This is a genomic window from Bacillus sp. MN7755 (assembly GCF_054771475.1).
In genome coordinates this window covers 1-19555 of the sequence record NZ_BTRL01000012.1, presented here as the reverse complement: position 1 = coordinate 19555, position 19555 = coordinate 1, and the positions used below count along the sequence as shown (strand labels likewise).

Genomic DNA, 19555 nt, shown 5'->3' with positions numbered 1-19555 from the left:
GTAGAATTGTCATTTTTGAAAGTTTTGTTTCAACTTTTCGTCTAAAGAGACAAAAAGTTGTCACAATTCGGTCACAATTAGCATAAACATAAAATAGACGAAATGAACTTATTTCCAAAAGGCTTGGTTTATTACAATCAGGATTCGTAGAGCTGAAAAAGCATGGATGAAAAGTTCACTATATTCCCAAGGAGGTAGATCGTATGAAAACTATTCTTGCTATCGCTGGACTTATTTGGGTTTTATCGCATGGCATCCCAATTTATGAAGGAGAACAAATTCGCAGTGCTCTGAATAAAAATTTTAATGAATATCATATCATTGATCGGCAAGATAATGTTGTGACAGTTCGAGTGAATGATTGTTTTCATACGGTAACCGTTGAAGGAACTTCAGTAGTGAATGATACAAAAGTATGTGATCAGCAATAATTATATAGGGAGAAAAAAATCTCAATTCAAATATGTGAAGATTGAGGCTTTTATATTTGTAGACGAATAATAAGCGGGGATGGATAATCCTCGCTTATTATTGTTTTAATTTATTGGATTTTGATCGGACATATAATGATTTTTTGACAAAAAGGAAAGGGTATCATGAAAATTGAGACTGAGAAGCTAATAATGTGTTAAGAATAATCATAAAGTGGAAATATACTCATATGGGGTATCATACATAGATATTTAATGCTATAATTGGTATACTCATAAAATCAATTGTTTTATTGGATGAAGAGAACTTTTAAGAAGGTGATAATATGGATCATAAAGAGCATGAATCAGTAACACATAGATCAGAAAAAGAAAAAGAGCAAATTATAAATAGATTGAAGAGAATCGAAGGACAAGTTCGTGGTATTCAAAATATGATTGAAAATGATCGTTATTGCGTGGATATTTTAGTGCAAATTTCAGCGATTAATGCAGCAATGAAAAAAGTAGGGATGGGTGTTCTCAAAAACCATACGAATCATTGTGTTTCGGGTGCTATTAAAAACGGTAATGGTGACGAAGCAATTGAAGAATTAATGACAGTATTTGAACGTTTTTCAAAAGCGTAAGAACAAGCTAGTATGTAACTGGCTTGTTTTTTTTTATTTACCTCTATATAGGATTTCGAGGTATTGGTGTGAAAAAGTGTGTGTAAAATAAAATTTTAGAAAATAATTGAAAAATCATGACACAAAACCATTGATTACCTTAGGGGGGTATGGTAAGATGAGGTTGTGATTAACAAACAATGAATAAACAAGAGGAGGATTTTAAATGGAACAGTTAACATTAAAAGTTGAAGGTATGTCTTGTGGACATTGTGTAAATGCTATCGAAAGCAGTGTGAAAGAGTTAAACGGTGTTGAACAAGTGAAGGTTCAATTGGCAGAAGGAACTGTTGAAGTTACTATCGATTCGTCTGCTATAACATTAAAAGATATCGTTGCTGTAATCGAAGATCAAGGATACGATGTTCAATAATTATTTTTTAGATATGGAAATAAATCGTACTTTATAGGAAGTACGATTTATTTTGCTAATAATTATACCTCATAAGGGTATGTAGAGGTGAGAGACATGAATGAACAAAAAGAGGCCAATCTTCAAATATCAGGAATGACATGTGCGGCGTGTGCAAATAGAATTGAAAAAGGTCTAAAAAAAGTAGAAGGTGTTCATGATGCAAATGTAAATTTTGCACTTGAAAAAACAAAAATAATGTATGATCCCCAAAAAACAAATCCACAACAATTTAAGGAAAAAGTTGAATCGTTAGGATATGGAATTGTAAGTGATAAAGCTGAATTTACTGTTTCAGGAATGACATGCGCAGCATGTGCCAATAGAGTAGAAAAGCGTTTAAATAAATTAGAAGGTGTGAACGAAGCGACAGTAAATTTCGCTTTGGAAACGGCTACAGTAGATTTTAATCCTGATGAAGTTAATGTAAATGAAATGAAGAGTGCAATTACAAAATTAGGATATAAATTGGAAGTGAAATCAGATGAGCAAGATGAATCAACTGATCATCGCTTACAAGAAATTGAGCGACAAAAGAAGAAGTTTATCATTTCGTTTATTTTATCATTCCCGTTACTGTGGGCAATGGTAAGTCACTTCTCATTTACATCGTTTATTTATTTACCTGATATGCTTATGAATCCTTGGGTGCAGCTAGCTCTTGCAACACCAGTTCAATTTATCATTGGTGGACAGTTTTATGTTGGGGCTTATAAAGCGTTACGTAATAAAAGTGCTAACATGGATGTTCTTGTGGCGCTTGGAACATCGGCTGCTTATTTCTATAGTGTATATTTAAGCATTCAATCTATCGGTTCTTCGGAACATATGACAGATTTATATTTTGAAACAAGCGCGGTACTTATTACACTAATTATTTTAGGTAAATTATTTGAAGCAAAAGCAAAGGGACGTTCATCAGAAGCAATTAAAAAGTTGATGGGTTTACAAGCAAAGACAGCTACAGTTGTGCGAGATGGAACAGAAATGAAAATTTTAATCGAAGAAGTAGTAGCTGGTGATATCGTTTATGTAAAGCCTGGTGAAAAAATTCCGGTAGATGGTGAGATTGTAGAAGGGAAATCAGCAATTGATGAATCGATGTTAACGGGTGAAAGTATTCCAGTTGATAAAACAATTGGGGATTTAGTAATCGGTTCTACAATGAATAAAAATGGATTTTTAAAAGTGAAAGCAACTAAGGTAGGAAGAGATACTGCATTAGCTCAAATTATTAAAGTAGTAGAAGAGGCTCAAGGTTCAAAAGCTCCTATTCAAAGGGTAGCAGATCAAATTTCAGGTATTTTCGTACCGGTTGTAGTTGTAATTGCTATTATTACATTTGCAGTGTGGATGATATTTGTTACACCAGGTGATTTTGGTGGGGCACTTGAGAAAATGATAGCAGTACTTGTCATCGCATGTCCATGTGCATTAGGTCTTGCGACACCTACATCTATTATGGCTGGATCAGGAAGATCAGCTGAGTATGGCATTTTATTTAAAGGCGGGGAGCATTTAGAAGCAACGCATCGATTAGATACAGTTATTCTAGATAAAACAGGTACTGTGACAAATGGGAAACCGGTGTTAACAGATGTAATTGTAGCAGATGGATTCCACGAAGAAGAGATACTACGTTTAGTAGGTGCGGCAGAAAAAAATTCTGAACACCCACTCGCAGAAGCGATTGTAGAAGGAATTAAAGAAAAGAAAATTGATATCCCAAGTTCAGAAACGTTTGAAGCGATTCCGGGATTCGGTATCGAATCAGTTGTAGAAGGGAAACAACTATTAATTGGTACACGTCGATTAATGAAGAAATTCGATATTGATATTGAAGAAATTTCTAAATCGATGGAAGAGCTAGAACGAGAAGGAAAAACAGCAATGCTTATTGCGATCAATAAAGAATATGCTGGTATAGTGGCTGTTGCAGATACTGTAAAAGATACTTCAAAAGCAGCAATCGCTAGACTGAAGAAAATGGGTCTAGACGTTGTTATGATTACAGGAGATAATACACAAACTGCTCAAGCAATCGCTAAGCAAGTTGGTATTGATCACGTAATTGCAGAAGTATTACCAGAAGGAAAAGCAGAAGAAGTGAAAAAACTTCAAGCGCAAGGTAAGAAAGTAGCAATGGTTGGAGATGGAATAAATGATGCACCTGCTCTTGCTACGGCGGATATCGGTATGGCAATTGGAACAGGAACGGATGTAGCGATGGAAGCAGCAGATATTACGTTAATTCGTGGTGATTTAAATAGTATTGCTGATGCAATCTTTATGAGTAAGATGACGATAAGAAATATTAAGCAAAATTTATTCTGGGCACTAGCTTATAACGGCTTAGGAATCCCGATTGCAGCGTTCGGCTTCTTAGCACCTTGGGTTGCAGGAGCGGCTATGGCATTTAGTTCTGTATCGGTCGTATTAAATGCATTACGATTGCAAAGAGTGAAATTAAAATAATAAAAATGTAAATCTATAGAGTAATTGAATATGCTTTTAAACAAAAAACAATACTTTGAAATAAGTATTGTTTTTTGTTTATATAGGAAGAAAAAATTTATAATAAAGCAGAAATATTGAATCGTAAATGGTAGAAAAGTTAAATGATAGTTTAGTAAGGAGGCTCAAATATGTTAAAAGATACGATCATTAGGACATTCCATAAAGACGATTTAGACCAAGTATTACAGTTGTTCTATGAAACAGTTCATACAATTAATGCAAAAGATTATAACGTGTTACAGTTACAGGCATGGGCATCAGATCAACTAGATAGGGAAAGCTGGTTAAAGTCTTTAGAGAAGAATATTAGTTATGTAGCGGATTATAACGGTGTGATAGTCGGATTTGGAGATTATAATGAGGATCATTACGTAGATCGCTTATTTACACATAAAGATTATCAAGGGAAAAGGATAGCTTCATCCATATTACAGAAGTTAGAAAAAGAAGCAGTGAACTTGGGACATAGGGAGATATATACAGAGGCGAGTATTACAGCAAAACCTTTCTTTGAAAGTAAAGGTTTTATTTGCATAAAGGAACAAAAGAAACAGCATAATGGTCAGATTTTTATTAATTATGTAATGAAAAAAATAGCCTTCTCATAAACGAGAAGGCTATTTTTCATTATTTTACAGCTTCTTTTAGTTCTTTACCAGCTTTGAAAGCAGGTACTTTAGAAGCTGCGATTTGCATTTCTTCACCAGTTTGTGGGTTACGGCCTGTACGAGCAGCTCTTTCGCGAACTTCGAATGTACCGAATCCGATAAGTTGTACTTTTTCACCAGCAGCTAAAGTGTTAGTGATTGATTCTACTACAGTTTGTACAACTACAGTAGCTTCTTTTTGAGAGATCTCAGCATTTTGTGCTACGTTTTTAATTAATTCTGTTTTGTTCATGTTTTTCACCTCATATGTAAATAATGCTATTTAAGTTGTTATTATAACGTATAAAACATTCGAGAACAAGTGTACGTACATATATTCGCAAAAAAAATGAAATTTGTAATATTTTTAGAGTCACTTTATAGACCTCTAATTTAAGCCGATACAGATTTGTTCTTTATTTCATTCTTCTCTTTATTTAGAGATAGTTTCTTATTATAAGATATGAAATAAGGTAATGCTACAAAGAACATACCGCCTACTAAGTTTCCGAAGAAAACAAAAATGAAGTTTGGAAAATATCCAGCCCAAGTTAAATGACCGGAAAAAATTGCAGCTGGGATGACAAACATATTGGCTACAACGTGTTGAAATCCAATCGCAACAAAAGTCATAACTGGGAACCAAATGCCAATAATCTTTCCGATAAATTCTTTACTTCCCATACTGAGCCAAATAGCTAAACAAACGAGCCAATTACATCCGATTGCAGAAATGAAAGCTTGTAGTGGTGTATCTTGTAGTTTAGCTTGCGCAATAGAAACTGTTTTCGCTAAAAAAGCCCCCTCTGTTAATCCGACGATATGACCGAAAAAATAAGCAACGAATACAGCACCTATGAAGTTGCTAAACGTAACAATAACTAAATTTCGAATGAAATGAAATAAGTCGATTTTTTTGTGGAGCCAAGCCATAGAAACTGTCATCATATTGCCAGTTACTAACTCACCACCTGCAAGAATAACGAGTATAAGACCGATAGGGAATACAGCGGCACCTAGAAAACTAGTAAATGATCCCCAAGATTTTGGCATTGTTCCAATAACATGAATATCGAGTAAATACCCTAATGCTATGAAAGCGCCACCAAAAAAGCCGAGAATTAGCATAGGGAGTAATGATAAATGAGCTTTTTTTCTTCCAGAATTAGCAGCAAGTTCCGTAATTTCTTCTGGTGTAAATACAGACATGAATAATCTCTCCTTAATAAAATGATAAAAATAAATGGAACATTTTTAAGAATCTATGTATTATAAAAATATGTTATGACTTTTGTATAAATTTGTCAAAGTAAGCAGGAGTGGAATTGGATATAACTAACGTTGTTCGTGTTGTCACATTAATGTAACAATAAGGCTTTAAAGTACGTCTAGAGGTGAGAACATGAATACGTATCATGTAAAAGAAGAACAAAAAAAATCAATCGTCAAGATATCTATAATTAGTTTCATAAGTATAGTAATGATTTCTATAAGTTTGTATTTCTATGCGACAGAAATAGAACGAAAACTAGTAACAGTTACGTGGAATGAAATAGAAGCTTCTACAATTCCTAAAGAGTTTAATAATAAAAAAATATTGCAGTTCTCAGATGTACATTTAGGGCCAGAATTCACATTGAAACAACTAGAAAATTTGGTGGAGAAGATGAATGCATTAAGTCCAGATGTAGTAGTTTTCACAGGGGATTTAATAGATAAGTTTGGATCGTATAAAGCAGAAAGAGAAGAAGCGAAAAGTATTTTACAGAAAATACATGCGCCCTTAGGGAAATATGCTGTGTTTGGGAATCATGACAGGGGCGGTGGAGGTAGTTTATTTTATAAAAAGTATATGGAGGAAGCTGGTTTCTCTGTGTTAGTAAATGAAGTGCAGAAAATTAAAGCGGAAAACGGTAAATATATTACAATATCAGGTTTGGATGATTTCTTATTAGGTAAGCCGCAAATAGACTCGACTTTAAAACATGTAAGGCAACAAGATTTCAATATGCTATTAGTACATGAGCCGGATGTTGTAGATAAAGTAGCTCGTTATCCGGTTGATTTTCAAATGTCAGGACATAGTCACGGAGGACAAGTTCAAATTCCTTTTATAGGTCCATTAATTACTACAAAACTAGCTGAAAGTCATGTTGAAGGTATGTATGAATTAGAAGGGAAGAATAAGCAGTTACATTTATACGTAAATCGTGGTATTGGGACAACTCGAATGCCTGTTAGATTTTGGAGTGTGCCTGAACTTTCAGTATTTGTGTTGAAGCAAAATAGTAACTAGCCTATTCAATAGTAGCAGGACTTTCAGAGAAAGTTGTCTTTTTTATTAATTAAAAACAGAATATTATGTAATTTTTATTTAAAGTGTTAAAAAAGAAAGGGGAATTTCTATGATAGAAACATGGCATAAAGAATTGGAAAGTTTATATAACCAAATGGTTTTGTGGCGAAGAGATTTTCATCAATACCCAGAGCTATCGTTTCAAGAAATAGAAACGCCGAAAAAAATAGCTAAAATCTTAAAAAGTTTTCATATTGATGTGACAACAGATGTTGGGGGAAGAGGGGTAATCGGTGTAATTGAAGGTGAAAGACCTGGAGAGACGATAGCGTTACGTGCGGATTTTGATGAACGCGCGATGTTAATTGGTGGTAAATTACTTTTAAGCCTTGTAAATAGTTATGTAAGAGATCGAAAAAAATCTCTTCATCATGTAGAAGTGAAAAAGTAATTTACATAAATAAAAAACAACAATAGGTCCTATAACCTATTGTTGTTTTTTATTATTTTTGAAAGGGAATAGCATCAAAATATGTTCTATAGTTACTAGAGAATTCAAAGTTATTTTTTGCATCCCAATTAATAGACCAAGACATTAGACCGCGGAAGGCAGGATAGCCACTTTGATTTGAAAGTTTATACTTTCCGCCGAAAGGAATGCCTTTAATGATATAATCTAAAGCTTTTTTCATTTCAGTTGGAGAAATATATCCGCCACTTGGAGCTGCCGCTGGTGCTGCAGGGAGTCCAATCATTACTTGATCCGAACGAAGAGCTGGGAAAATGTTATTTGCATTACCCCCTACTGGAAAACCATGTAAGAGCATATCTGCCATAGCGACTTCGTAGTCTGCAGTACCTTGATTGTAGTTATTACCGTCCATTCCAATGCCACTGCCAGCATTGTAGTGTTGAACGTGAATGTATGTTAGTTTATCTTTCACTCCGTAAATAATTGGTAAATATGCACCCCAGATGCTTCCATATGCGCTATAACCCCCTTGAACATAAGCTGTTTCAGGAGCCATGCTTAATAGAAAATCTGGACCATAATGATCTGAGATTGTTCGAATAGCTGAAATAAGATTTACGATTTGAGGAGTAGTTGGGTTTTTGAAATTAGTGTCATTTCCGTTTAAGTAAATACCTGATTCAAGGTCAATATCTATTCCATCAAAACCGTATTTATCGATCAGAGATTGTATGGAATTAATAAAACGTTGCTTAGCAGCATTGTCAGGAAGTAAAACGACCCCATTTTGTCCGCCTATTGAAAGAACTACTTTCTTTCCTTTACTTTTTAAATAAGAAATATCTGATTTGAACTCTGCATCTGTACCATATACAGGAGAAAATTCAACAGTGGAACGGTCACCACCAGTTTCACCGAAAGATACGTTAATTACATCCCATTTTGATGAAACGTCTTTTAATTTAATAATGCCAGTACCGTTATCGAAGTTATGCCAGTATCCAACGAGTAATTTTGAACCTAAATTGTTTGCTGCTTGTGCTTGAAAGGAAACCAGCGGTAGCAGTAAGAAGATTACTAAAGTACAACAAATGAATTTGAACTTGTTTAACATATTAACACTCCTATACAAAAAGTTGTCTAGATGTATAATCTTGTTAATTTAATAATATCTGAAAATTCTTCCTTTTGTAAGGTGGCTATAATTTTCTCAACAATTGTGTATGGAAAAATATTAAACCTAATGTAATAATTTCTATAGGAGATTGCATTACAATTGTTAATTTCAGAATATTTTGATATATTTTAAAGTATGGGACAAGGTTTTTCGCATAATACTCTTACATAAATTTCAAAATTAAGTTTGGAAGGGGATGTACAAGAGTTGGATAAAAATCTTAAGAAAGACCTCAAAATACGCCACATTACAATGATCTCAATTGGCGGCGTAATAGGAGCTGGTTTGTTTGTTGGGAGCGGTGCAGTTGTGCATTCAGCAGGACCGGGCTCTATCGTTTCATATGCTTTAGCAGGCCTACTAGTTATTTTCGTTATGAGAATGCTAGGAGAAATGGCGGCTATTAACCCGACAAGTGGTTCATTTGCAACATATGCACGAGAAGCAATTGGGCCGTGGGCAGGTTATACAATTGGATGGCTATATTGGTTTTTCTGGGTAATTGTTATTGCGATTGAAGCCACAGCAGGTGCTGGTATTATTCAATACTGGATTCCAGAAATCCCACTCTGGTTATTAAGCCTAATATTAACGATTTTATTAACATTGACGAATGTTTTTTCGGTGAAATCATTTGGAGAGTTTGAATATTGGTTTTCTTTTATTAAAGTAATTAGTATTGTTTTGTTCCTTTGTCTTGGACTAGCTGTTATTTTAGGATTTGTACCAGGAACGGAAGCACCTGGTACTTCGAATTTAGTAGGACAAGGAGGATTTATGCCAAACGGTATAAGTTCGGTGCTACTTGGAATTACTGTCGTTATATTTTCATTTATGGGATCTGAGATTGTTGCAGTAGCAGCTGGTGAATCTGCTGAACCTGTAAAAGCAGTCAAAACAGCAACAAATAGCGTGATTTGGCGTATTCTCGTATTTTTCATTGGATCTATCGCTGTAGTTGTTACACTTCTTCCATGGAATTCAGCGAACATACTAAAAAGTCCGTTTGTAGCGGTACTGGAACATATAGGAATACCAGCGGCAGCACAAATTATGAATTTTATCGTTTTAACAGCTGTACTTTCATGTTTAAATTCGGGTTTATATACAAACTCAAGAATGCTTTTTTCGATGGCAGAAAGAGGAGATGCTCCAAAGGCGTTTTTGAAATTAAACAGTAGTGGTGTTCCAGTCCGGGCAGTTTTATTCGGAACGTTCTTCGCTTATATTGGAGTTGTTTTTAGCTACATATCTCCAGATAAAGTCTTTTTATTTTTAGTGAATGCATCTGGCGGGATTGCGTTACTCGTTTATCTCGTTATTGCTGTTTCGCATTTAAAGATTCGTAAAAAAATGGGAAGATTAGAACAAAAAAATTTGAAAGTGAAAATGTGGTTCTTCCCGTATGTGACGTATGTTACAATTGCAGCTATTATAGTAGTTTTAGTTGCGATGCTTGCAATTGAATCTTTACGTTCACAAGCACTTTTGACGATGCTTGTTACAGTTCTTATAATCATTTCTTATTTTCTTTTTAATAGAAATAAAAATAGTACAGTGTTGAATACTAAAAGTAAGAATGAGGAATCTGTTCGATTCTAATTTCTTGTTTTGTAAGAAATGCTACATCCAATCATTAGTAGAAAAGATTCATATATAAGTAAAGAAAAGAGTAATTACTATTGTCATAGTGAATATAAACTTTTTTCTTGACTTTTTATACGAAGGCGAGCAAAATGGTAAAAAAGGAAGGGAGGATGAAGATGGAAGAGTACGTATTAGAGCTGTATAACCTGTTATATACGACAGAATGGCAAGATATTGTTTCGTTTCTAGGAATCGTATTTTGTATGAAGATTGTAATTGTATATATGGAAGAGCAAGGTATGTTCTATTCTTTCTCATCCCCGTTCGATGTGCAACGCGAGCCGTTGCTGAACTATGCCAAGGTAAATTACGAACAATTTCCTTTTGTAGCTTTCTTTATGATTCGATTTATTACAGCAATTGTAAAGAAAAAGGAAAGTGACGATGAAGAGTGCCATTCAACTTGTAATATAGCGAATGTTTTTTAAGCTAAATACAAGGAGGAGATTTATATGTGGTTTCGATTTCTTATGATTGGTTTCTTTTCATTAACAGCAATTTCATTAATGGGATATCAAGTGTCTGAAATTTTTCAAGCATATAGCGATACATTTTTTAACAAAAACTAATCGCGTTGCTATTTGAATAATAAAGCGATAAAATCCTTCTTAAGAAGTTTTATTAAGAAGGATTTTTTCTTTGTTTTGTCTTGCTGTGTCAAACTATTGTCACATTTACACTGTGAATAGTATGTTAAAATAGTGAGGTTACGTATACATATTTGAAGGAAGAAGGAGTGACCATTTTGGTAGATCAATCAACAAATCAGAAAAGCTATGCTCCTATTGTGATAACGCTTTCTGTAATTGTAAATGCGATTATTTTATTTTTGTTCTTTGGACCTGTTGGCTATGAAGGAGAAGTACATTTTGATGTAACGATTTTACCAATGTTAAACGCAATTTTTAATAGTTTTACGTTCGTATTCTTATTAGCTGCTTTATATTCTATTATTAAGAAGAATGTGAAAATGCACCGTGGTTTCATCCTAGCAGCATTTACAACAACGTTGCTATTTTGTGTTTCGTATTTATCGTATCATTACTTAGCGCCAGCAACACATTTTGGTGGAGAAGGATTTATTAAATATGTGTATTTCATTATTTTAATTACACATATTATCCTAGCAGCAATTATTGTACCACTTGCATTGTTTGCACTTGTATTTGGTTTTACAAATCAATTAACACGTCACCGTAAAATTGTACGTTGGACGATGCCGATTTGGTTATATGTAAGTTTATCTGGTGTTATTGTTTACTTAATGATCTCACCTTATTACCAATAAAAAAATCTCAGCCTATAGGCTGGGATTTTTTTATTAAGCAAATATTTTTGTGAAATGAAAAAAATATGGTATACAAAAGTATAGTTGCTTTTCATATAGAAGGGATGGTAAAGGAATATGCAAAATTTTGTATTTCGTAATCCAACGAAACTTATTTTCGGTAAAGGTCAATTAGAACAGTTAAAAACTGAAATTCCACAGTTTGGTAAAAAAGTTCTTCTCGTATACGGGGGGGGCAGTATTAAAAGAAACGGTATTTATGATAATGTAATTTCTATTTTAAAGGATATAAATGCAGAAGTATTTGAATTGACAGGTGTTGAACCGAATCCACGTGTATCAACTGTAAAGAAAGGAATTCAAATTTGTAAAGATAATGGTGTTGAATTTATTTTAGCAGTTGGTGGAGGAAGTGTAATCGACTGTACGAAGGCAATTGCAGCTGGTAGTAAGTACGATGGAGATGTGTGGGATATTGTAACGAAAAAAACATTTGCTAGTGAGGCATTACCATTTGGTACTGTGCTTACTCTTGCAGCAACAGGATCTGAAATGAATGCTGGCTCTGTCATTACAAACTGGGAAACGAATGAAAAATATGGTTGGGGTAGCTCAGTTACCTTCCCGCAGTTTTCGATTTTAGATCCAGTTCATACTGCTTCTGTACCGAAAGATCAAACAATTTATGGTATGGTGGATATTATGTCGCACGTATTAGAACAATATTTCCACCATGGAACAAATACAGAACTACAAGATCGTTATTGTGAATCTGTTTTAAAAACAGTAATTGAGACAGCTCCTAAGCTTTTAAATGATCTAGAAAATTATGAGCATAGAGAAACTATTTTATATTGCGGTACTATGGCGTTAAACGGCATTTTAGCGATGGGAGTAAAAGGAGACTGGGCAACTCATAATATTGAGCATGCAGTTTCAGCTGTTCATGATATACCACACGGGGGTGGCCTTGCAATTCTATTCCCGAACTGGATGAAGCATGTTGTAGATGAAAATGTAAGTCGTTTTAAACAGTTTGCTATTCGTGTATTCGATGTAGAAACAGATGGAAAGACTGATCGAGAAATTGCGTTAGAAGGAATTGGGGCGTTACGTCAATTTTGGACTTCGATTGAGGCACCAGTAACATTATCTGATTACGCTATTGGTGAAAATGAAATTGATTTAATGGCGGATAAAGCGATGGCTTATGGCGAATTTGGTAACTTTAAAAAATTAAATAAAGATGATGTTTTAAGTATATATAAAGCTTCTATATAAGTGAATCGAGAAAAGAAACCCATTTGATTGTTATATCAAATGGGTTTCTTTTTTGTTTTCTATAACCGTTTGTGACTGATTTTGATTATTTGTGAATGTTTGTGGTTGATTTTTGTGATCGTTTTCATTATACTGTAATCAAAGAAGAGGTGAATAAAATGTTAACTCCTGAACGTCACCAAATGATATTGCAACATGTAAAAGAGCAGAAGATTGTTAAATTACAACAATTAGTGGAAAGAACAGAAAGCTCTGAATCAACAATTCGTCGTGATTTAGCACAATTGGAAAAGCAAAGGTTATTAAAAAGAGTTCATGGTGGTGCTGCTGTTTTAACAGGAAAAGGACAGGAGCCAACGATGGTTGAAAAATCATCCAAAAACATTCAAATAAAACAACAAATTGCGAAGTATGCGGCTAACATAGTTGAACAAGGTGATTGTATTTATTTAGATGCAGGAAGTACAACATTTGAAATGATTCCATTTTTAATAAATAAAGATGTTACAGTCGTTACGAATGGACTTATGCATATTGAAGCTTTAGTTGAAAATAATATTCGTGCATATTTACTAGGCGGGATGATGAAGAGTAGGACGAAAGCTTTAATCGGTGCAATGGCGCAGGAAAGTATACAGAAATATCGCTTTGATAAATGTTTTTTAGGGGCGAATGGTGTACATGAACAGCTTGGTTTTACAACTCCAGATCCAGAAGAGGCACTTTTAAAGCAAATGGCATTAACATTAGCAAACGAAGGATATTTCTTAATTGATGAAAGTAAGTTTTCAGAAGTTGCGTTTGCGAAAATTGCCAATGTTGAAGATGCAAATATTATTACAAACCATTTAGAAATCGATTTAGAAAAATATAAAAGACAAACCAATGTAATTGAGGCTGATAAACAATGATCTATACAGTTACTTTAAACCCATCTATTGATTATGTAGTGCAAGTTAATACCTTCGATTTAGGAGAAGTAAATCGAGCGGAGAAAGATATGAAGTTTCCTGGAGGAAAAGGCATTAATGTTTCTCGCGTTCTTCATCGTTTAGGTGTTGAAAATGTAGCGCTTGGATTTACTGGTGGATTTACCGGTCAATTTATTAAAGATGTATTACATGATGAAGGGGTAATAACAAACTTCATCCAAGTAAATGAAGATACTCGAATTAATGTGAAAATAAAAGGGCAAGAAGAGACAGAATTAAATGGGCAAGGACCTAGTGTGACAAATGAGCAATTTGAACAATTAATGGAACAAATTGAAAGTATGCAAAAGGGAGATTGTGTTGTACTAGCTGGAAGTGTACCCGCGTCTATCCCAACTACTTTTTATGAATCAATCGCAGCGTTCGGAGCTGGAAAAGGCATTCGTGTAGTGGTAGATGCAAGTGGTAATGCGCTGCAGCATGTAATTAAAAACAAACCATTTTTAATAAAGCCAAATCATCATGAACTTGGTGAGTTATTTGGAGTAGAGATTTCAACAGTAGAAGATATTTTACCGTATGGAAGAAAATTAATTGAACAAGGTGTAGAGCACGTTATCGTATCAATGGCCGGAGATGGAGCTTTATTGTTTACGGCAGAAGATATATATGAAGCAACTGTTCCAAAAGGTGTTGTAATTAATTCGGTTGGGGCTGGAGATTCTCTTGTTGCGGGATTTGTAGGTAAATATGAACAGACAAAAGATATTGAAAAGGCATTTCAATATGGCGTTGCTACAGGGAGTGCAACAGCATTTTCAGCTGATTTATGTGAAAAGGAAAAAGTAGAAGAATTATTGTCGCAAGTAATTGTAACTAAGCGATAGGGGGAAGCAACATATGAAAATTACAGAACTATTAAAAAGGGATACAGTTATTATGAATTTGACAGCTTCAAATAAAGAAGCTGTCATAGATGAATTAGTTGAGAAATTAAACGGGGCAAATCGTTTAAATAGTAAAGCCGAATTTAAAGAAGCTATTTTAAAACGGGAGTCACAAAGTACAACCGGCATTGGTGAAGGGATTGCTATACCTCATGCGAAAACAAAAGCTGTTAAGCAACCAGCGATTTGTTTTGGTAGAAGTGTAAGCGGTATCAACTATGAATCGCTTGACGGGCAGTCTGCGCATTTATTCTTTATGATTGCTGCGAGTGAAGGGGCGAATAATACTCATTTAGAAACGTTATCACGCCTATCTACACTATTAATGGATGAAGGGTTTCGTAAGCAATTGTTAGAAGTAAAGGATGAAGAGGAACTTCTTCGTTTATTTGATGAAAAAGAAAATGAAAAAGAAGAAGCTGATATTGAAGTTGCAAAACCAGAAGGAAATGAACCGTACGTATTAGCAGTTACGGCTTGCCCAACTGGAATCGCTCACACATACATGGCTGCGGATAGCTTGAAAGCAAAAGCAGCAGAGTTAGGAATAGCAATTAAAGTTGAAACAAACGGATCAACAGGTATAAAAAACGGTTTAACGAAAGAGGATATTGAACGTGCAACGGCTATTATCGTCGCGGCAGATAAACAAGTAGAAATGAACCGTTTTGCTGGGAAGCATGTCATTCAAGTGCCAGTCGCTGACGGGATTAGAAAAACTGAAAATCTTCTTAATCGTGCTGTAAAACAAGATGCACCAATCTTTAAAGATGTAAAAGAGGATGGAAAGGCAGAAAATACGGAGAAAGAAAAAGGATTAGGAATTTATAAGCATTTAATGAACGGTGTAAGTAATATGCTTCCATTCGTTGTTGGTGGCGGGATTTTAATTGCGCTAGCATTTTCGTTTGGTGGTATAAAGGCGGAAGGTCCTTTAGCTGAATTGTTCATGTCTATTGGAGGAGGGGGAACAGGGGCATTTTTATTCCTTGTACCAATTTTAGCTGGATTTATTGCGAGTTCTATTGCTGATCGTCCTGGTTTTATGCCTGGTGTTGTCGGAGGATTTTTAGCGGCACATGCGAATGCGGGATTTTTAGGTGGATTAATTGCTGGTTTCTTAGCCGGATATGTTGTTTTAGGATTAAAAAAATTATTTTCAGGGTTACCAGTACAGTTAGAAGGAATTAAACCTGTTTTGTTATATCCAGTCTTTGGATTATTGATTACAGGAGTTGTTATGCAAAAAGTAGTAATTCCGCCTGTAGTAGCATTGAATGAAATGTTAACAGGATGGTTAAATGGTTTGAACGGTACAAATGCTATATTACTAGGTCTTATTTTAGGTGCGATGATGGCAATTGATATGGGTGGTCCAATTAATAAAGCAGCATTTACATTTGGTATTGCTGCAATAGAAGCACAGAACTTTGGGGTGCACTCAGCAGTTATGGCTGGTGGTATGGTACCGCCGCTAGCAATTGCATTAGCAACTACATTCTTTAAATCGAAGTTTACAGAAGCGGAACGTAAGTCTGGTTTAACAAATTATATTATGGGAGCATCGTTTATTACAGAAGGTGCGATTCCATTTGCAGCTGCAGATCCGGTTCGAGTAATAGTAAGTTGTGTTGTTGGTTCAAGTATTGCAGGTGCATTATCTATGTTATTCCAAATTACATTACCGGCACCGCATGGTGGATTGTTTGTTATCGCATTAGTAAATAAACCAGTGTTATATATTTTCTCGATATTGATAGGGGCAGTTGTTTCTGCTCTTATGATGGGAATTTGGAAAAAGAAAGTTAAATAATACGTGTAAAGGGAGTAGCTTTTATTAGCTGCTCCCTTTTATTACAAAAAAGGAGGTTAATAATTGAAGAAAGATGAATTTTGGTAAAAGATGTAATGAAATATGGTTTTTTTGTAACAAAAAAGTAATACTGTAATTTTTTCTGGAAAAAAATCCTGGTGCTTGTATGTGGAAAATATATGAAAACTATTGGGAATTCTATTGGAAATGTAATTCATTAATATGGAAATTTATGTTACAACTCATTAATCGTATATTACGAATGGTTTGTAATTGTGTGTTTTCTAAAAATTTTAAAAATCCGTTGCTATAATGAAAATACGAAAACAAAGCAAATGGAGGCTATTCATGAAAAAATTATTAGGTATAGCAACGGCGGCAGTTTTTGGTCTTGGGATTTTTGCAGGTTCTGCGAAAGCAGAAACGATTGTAACAACAGACGTATTAAATGTTAGAGAAAACCCAACTGTAGAGTCAAAGCTTGTAGGTAAAATGTTGAGTGGAAATAGATTAGACGTTATAAATACAGAAAATGGATGGACAAAAATTAAAGTAAATGGTAAAGAAGCATTTGTAAGTGCTGAATTTACAAAAAGTACATATTATGTAACGGCAGGCGTGTTAAATGTTCGTGCTGGAGCGAATACTGACTCTGAAATTCTTGGTAAACTGAATAAAGATGATGTAATTGAAACGACAAATCAGGTTCAAAATGAATGGTTACAATTCGACTACAATGGAAAAGTTGGATATGTTCACGTGCCATTTTTAACAGGAACGGCACCAGTGATTGAAAAGAAAGAAGTTGTAACGCAAGAAGAAGCGCCGGTAAGAGTAAATACGCCGGTTAAAAATAATAAAGTAGTTAAGAGTAAAGAATCTGTTAAGAATGTAGATTCAAGTAAACCTGTGGCAAAACAGCAGTCAACTACGAAACAAGTTGCGAAATCTACTGAAACAAGTGCACCTGCTGGTGGACGTGAAATAACAGTAGAAGCGACAGCGTATACAGCGCATCCAAGTGAGAATGGTACGTATGGTGGTCGTGTATTAACTGCAATGGGGCATGATTTAACAGCGAATCCAAACATGAAAGTAATTGCTGTTGATCCTAAAGTAATTCCACTAGGATCAAAAGTGTGGGTAGAAGGATATGGAGAAGCGATTGCTGGAGATACTGGTGGTGCGATTAAAGGAAATCGTATTGATGTATTAGTAGGCTCAGATGGTACTGCTAATAGCTGGGGGCGCAAATCTGTAAAAGTGAAAGTTATCCAGTAGTGTATATGTATTAATATAAAAGGCGGTTGCTTGAAAGTATGTAAGCAACCGCCTTTTATGGATTATTGAAAAGGATAAATAGTTTTACCTGTAATAATTTTATATGCACTGCAAAATTGATTTTGTATATACTCTGTATCTTTATTTTCTGGATGTAATGTTGTTTCTTGGAGAGCAGAATGAAAAGAGCGTAGCAAACAATTTAAGGCGAAGTATAATTCTTCTTGTGAACAATTTTGTTCTTTTGTAGCAGTAGCTAAAATGAGGTCTTTTGTTAAAGATGAAAAATTAATGGTGGATTGTTTCATAGTCAACTCATCCTCTCGAAGGTACTTTTAATCATGTATATGTGGAATTGGACAAACTATGTTCTTTTTTTATTTATAATTTCATGTACCGAAATGAAAGAACTTGCAATCATGCCGTTAAAATTGGTAAGATTGGATATAATCAATAGATGGAGTACATTACATAAAGAGAGTTGAATGATATGGGAGAAGTGCAACGTGAAAAAGTTGCTGTCATCATTGGACCAACTGCTGTTGGGAAGACGAAGTTAAGTATTGATCTTGCCAAAGCGTTGAATGGTGAAATTATAAGTGGAGATTCCATGCAGATTTATCGTACGATGGATATTGGAACTGCAAAGGTGACGAAAGAAGAGATGGACGGAATTCCACATTATATGGTCGATATAAAAAATCCGGAAGAACCATTTTCAGTTGCCGAATTTCAAGAACGTGTTCGTAAGCATATTCGAGAGATTACAGAGCGTGGTAAATTGCCAATTATCGTTGGTGGAACTGGTCTGTATATACAATCTGTTTTATTCGATTATCAGTTTACGGATGATGCTGGTGATACTATATATCGAGAGCAAATGGAAAAATTAGCATTAGAACGTGGTGTGGAATATGTACATAAGAAATTACAAGAAGTAGACCCAGAAAGCGCTGAGCGTATTCATGCAAATAATGTACGCCGTGTCATTAGAGCGTTAGAAATTTTCCACACGACGGGTGAAAAAATGAGTGATCAACTTGAAAAACAAGAAAACGAGTTGTTATACGATGTTTCCTTGATTGGCTTGACAATGGATCGAGAAATGCTATACGATCGCATTAACTTACGAGTTGATATAATGATGGACCAAGGTTTATTAGAAGAAGTAGAAGGATTGTATAATAGAGGGATAAGTGATTGTCAATCTATTCAAGCAATTGGGTATAAAGAGATATATGATTATTTTGAGGATCGTGTCTCTTTAGAAGAAGCGGTATCACAATTAAAGACGAATTCACGTCGTTATGCAAAGCGTCAATTAACGTGGTTCCGTAATAAGATGGATGTCACATGGTTTGATGTTACAGACGGTGAAAAAACGTCAGAAATTTTACGATACATAGAAGGAAAGTTACAACTAAAGTCGAATAATAGTAAGTAGAGAAAAAGAGGAGGATTCGACATGAAGCAATCAATCAATATTCAAGATCAGTTTTTAAATCAACTCCGTAAAGAGAATACGTTTGTTACGCTGTACTTATTAAATGGTTTCCAGCTTCGTGGATTAATTAAAGGATTTGATAATTTTACAGTCCTACTGGAAACAGAAGGTAAGCAACAGCTTATTTATAAACATGCAATTTCTACATTTGTTCCACAAAAAAATGTTTCAATTGAATTAGAGTAGTAATGAATTATTGTACATAACAAAAAAAGAGCGAGTTTGAAGTGACCCCTAAAAGT

Annotated in this window: 20 protein-coding genes and 1 pseudogene; 17 read left to right on the top strand and 4 right to left on the bottom strand. The window is 34.6% G+C overall.

The window, feature by feature from the left end; genetic code table 11:
* Positions 1–203 precede the first annotated feature (203 nt).
* The 5 genes from ACYVEC_RS12185 to ACYVEC_RS12165 all read left to right on the top strand — a co-directional run bounded on the left by ACYVEC_RS12185 (position 204) and on the right by ACYVEC_RS12165 (position 4636).
* Positions 204–431 (top strand): hypothetical protein, encoded by a 228-nt coding sequence (locus tag ACYVEC_RS12185; protein ID WP_000849103.1) that lies wholly within the window; start codon positions 204–206, stop codon positions 429–431.
* A gap of 326 nt (positions 432–757) precedes the next feature.
* On the top strand, positions 758–1060 hold the full coding sequence (locus ACYVEC_RS12180; protein WP_063221009.1) for a metal-sensing transcriptional repressor: 303 nt from the start codon (positions 758–760) through the stop codon (positions 1058–1060).
* Between the two features lie 205 nt (positions 1061–1265).
* Complete coding sequence (gene copZ, locus ACYVEC_RS12175; RefSeq protein WP_060631903.1) at positions 1266–1472, top strand: copper chaperone CopZ; 207 nt, start codon at positions 1266–1268, stop codon at positions 1470–1472.
* A gap of 96 nt (positions 1473–1568) precedes the next feature.
* A complete protein-coding gene (locus ACYVEC_RS12170; RefSeq protein ID WP_460506625.1) occupies positions 1569–3986 on the top strand; it encodes a heavy metal translocating P-type ATPase in 2418 nt (805 codons plus the stop codon).
* Positions 3987–4156: 170 nt separating this feature from the next.
* On the top strand, positions 4157–4636 hold the full coding sequence (locus ACYVEC_RS12165) for a GNAT family N-acetyltransferase (protein WP_063221007.1): 480 nt from the start codon (positions 4157–4159) through the stop codon (positions 4634–4636).
* A 19-nt stretch (positions 4637–4655) separates the two neighbouring features.
* On the opposite strand, the gene ACYVEC_RS12160 is transcribed toward ACYVEC_RS12165, so the two are convergent.
* Positions 4656–4928, bottom strand: a complete 273-nt coding sequence (locus tag ACYVEC_RS12160; RefSeq protein WP_001043904.1) for an HU family DNA-binding protein — start codon at positions 4926–4928, stop codon at positions 4656–4658.
* A gap of 140 nt (positions 4929–5068) precedes the next feature.
* A complete protein-coding gene (locus ACYVEC_RS12155; protein ID WP_063221006.1) occupies positions 5069–5884 on the bottom strand; it encodes a formate/nitrite transporter family protein in 816 nt (271 codons plus the stop codon).
* Positions 5885–6077: 193 nt separating this feature from the next.
* Between ACYVEC_RS12155 and ACYVEC_RS12150 the strand changes: the two genes are divergently transcribed.
* Complete coding sequence (locus tag ACYVEC_RS12150) at positions 6078–6971, top strand: metallophosphoesterase (RefSeq protein ID WP_063221005.1); 894 nt, start codon at positions 6078–6080, stop codon at positions 6969–6971.
* 109 nt (positions 6972–7080) lie between these two features.
* Positions 7081–7320: pseudogene (locus tag ACYVEC_RS12145) on the top strand (amidohydrolase); the annotation flags it as partial.
* Positions 7321–7474: 154 nt separating this feature from the next.
* Here the strand turns inward: ACYVEC_RS12145 and ACYVEC_RS12140 are convergent.
* Entirely contained in the window at positions 7475–8557 is a 1083-nt protein-coding gene (locus ACYVEC_RS12140) for a chitinase (protein ID WP_063221004.1), read from the bottom strand.
* Positions 8558–8827: 270 nt separating this feature from the next.
* Here ACYVEC_RS12140 and gabP point away from each other — a divergent pair, with 270 nt between their 5' ends.
* The 8 genes from gabP to entD all read left to right on the top strand — a co-directional run bounded on the left by gabP (position 8828) and on the right by entD (position 17809).
* A complete protein-coding gene (gene gabP / locus ACYVEC_RS12135; RefSeq protein WP_098555274.1) occupies positions 8828–10222 on the top strand; it encodes a GABA permease in 1395 nt (464 codons plus the stop codon).
* Positions 10223–10356: 134 nt separating this feature from the next.
* Positions 10357–10695 carry a hypothetical protein gene (locus tag ACYVEC_RS12130; protein ID WP_142332688.1) on the top strand — a complete coding sequence of 113 codons (339 nt, stop codon included), beginning with the start codon at positions 10357–10359 and terminating at the stop codon, positions 10693–10695.
* A gap of 317 nt (positions 10696–11012) precedes the next feature.
* On the top strand, positions 11013–11555 hold the full coding sequence (locus tag ACYVEC_RS12125) for a DUF420 domain-containing protein (RefSeq protein WP_000228316.1): 543 nt from the start codon (positions 11013–11015) through the stop codon (positions 11553–11555).
* Positions 11556–11672: 117 nt separating this feature from the next.
* A complete protein-coding gene (locus ACYVEC_RS12120) occupies positions 11673–12836 on the top strand; it encodes an iron-containing alcohol dehydrogenase (RefSeq protein WP_063221001.1) in 1164 nt (387 codons plus the stop codon).
* Between the two features lie 158 nt (positions 12837–12994).
* Complete coding sequence (locus ACYVEC_RS12115) at positions 12995–13747, top strand: DeoR/GlpR family DNA-binding transcription regulator (RefSeq protein ID WP_063221000.1); 753 nt, start codon at positions 12995–12997, stop codon at positions 13745–13747.
* Positions 13744–14655 (top strand): 1-phosphofructokinase, encoded by a 912-nt coding sequence (gene pfkB, locus ACYVEC_RS12110; protein ID WP_063220999.1) that lies wholly within the window; start codon positions 13744–13746, stop codon positions 14653–14655. The genes ACYVEC_RS12115 and pfkB overlap by 4 nt, the downstream gene beginning before the upstream one ends.
* A 13-nt stretch (positions 14656–14668) precedes the next feature.
* Positions 14669–16528, top strand: coding sequence for a PTS fructose transporter subunit IIABC (locus ACYVEC_RS12105; protein WP_460506611.1), 1860 nt, complete (start codon positions 14669–14671; stop codon positions 16526–16528).
* Positions 16529–16876: 348 nt separating this feature from the next.
* Complete coding sequence (gene entD / locus ACYVEC_RS12100; protein ID WP_098555272.1) at positions 16877–17809, top strand: cell wall-binding protein EntD; 933 nt, start codon at positions 16877–16879, stop codon at positions 17807–17809.
* A 62-nt stretch (positions 17810–17871) separates the two neighbouring features.
* Here entD and ACYVEC_RS12095 read toward each other — a convergent pair whose 3' ends face one another.
* Positions 17872–18117 (bottom strand): hypothetical protein, encoded by a 246-nt coding sequence (locus tag ACYVEC_RS12095; RefSeq protein WP_048530335.1) that lies wholly within the window; start codon positions 18115–18117, stop codon positions 17872–17874.
* Positions 18118–18299: 182 nt separating this feature from the next.
* Here ACYVEC_RS12095 and miaA point away from each other — a divergent pair, with 182 nt between their 5' ends.
* On the top strand, positions 18300–19253 hold the full coding sequence (gene miaA / locus ACYVEC_RS12090) for a tRNA (adenosine(37)-N6)-dimethylallyltransferase MiaA (RefSeq protein WP_063220997.1): 954 nt from the start codon (positions 18300–18302) through the stop codon (positions 19251–19253).
* Positions 19254–19274: 21 nt separating this feature from the next.
* Complete coding sequence (gene hfq, locus ACYVEC_RS12085) at positions 19275–19499, top strand: RNA chaperone Hfq (protein WP_000813896.1); 225 nt, start codon at positions 19275–19277, stop codon at positions 19497–19499.
* Positions 19500–19555: the final 56 nt, after the last annotated feature.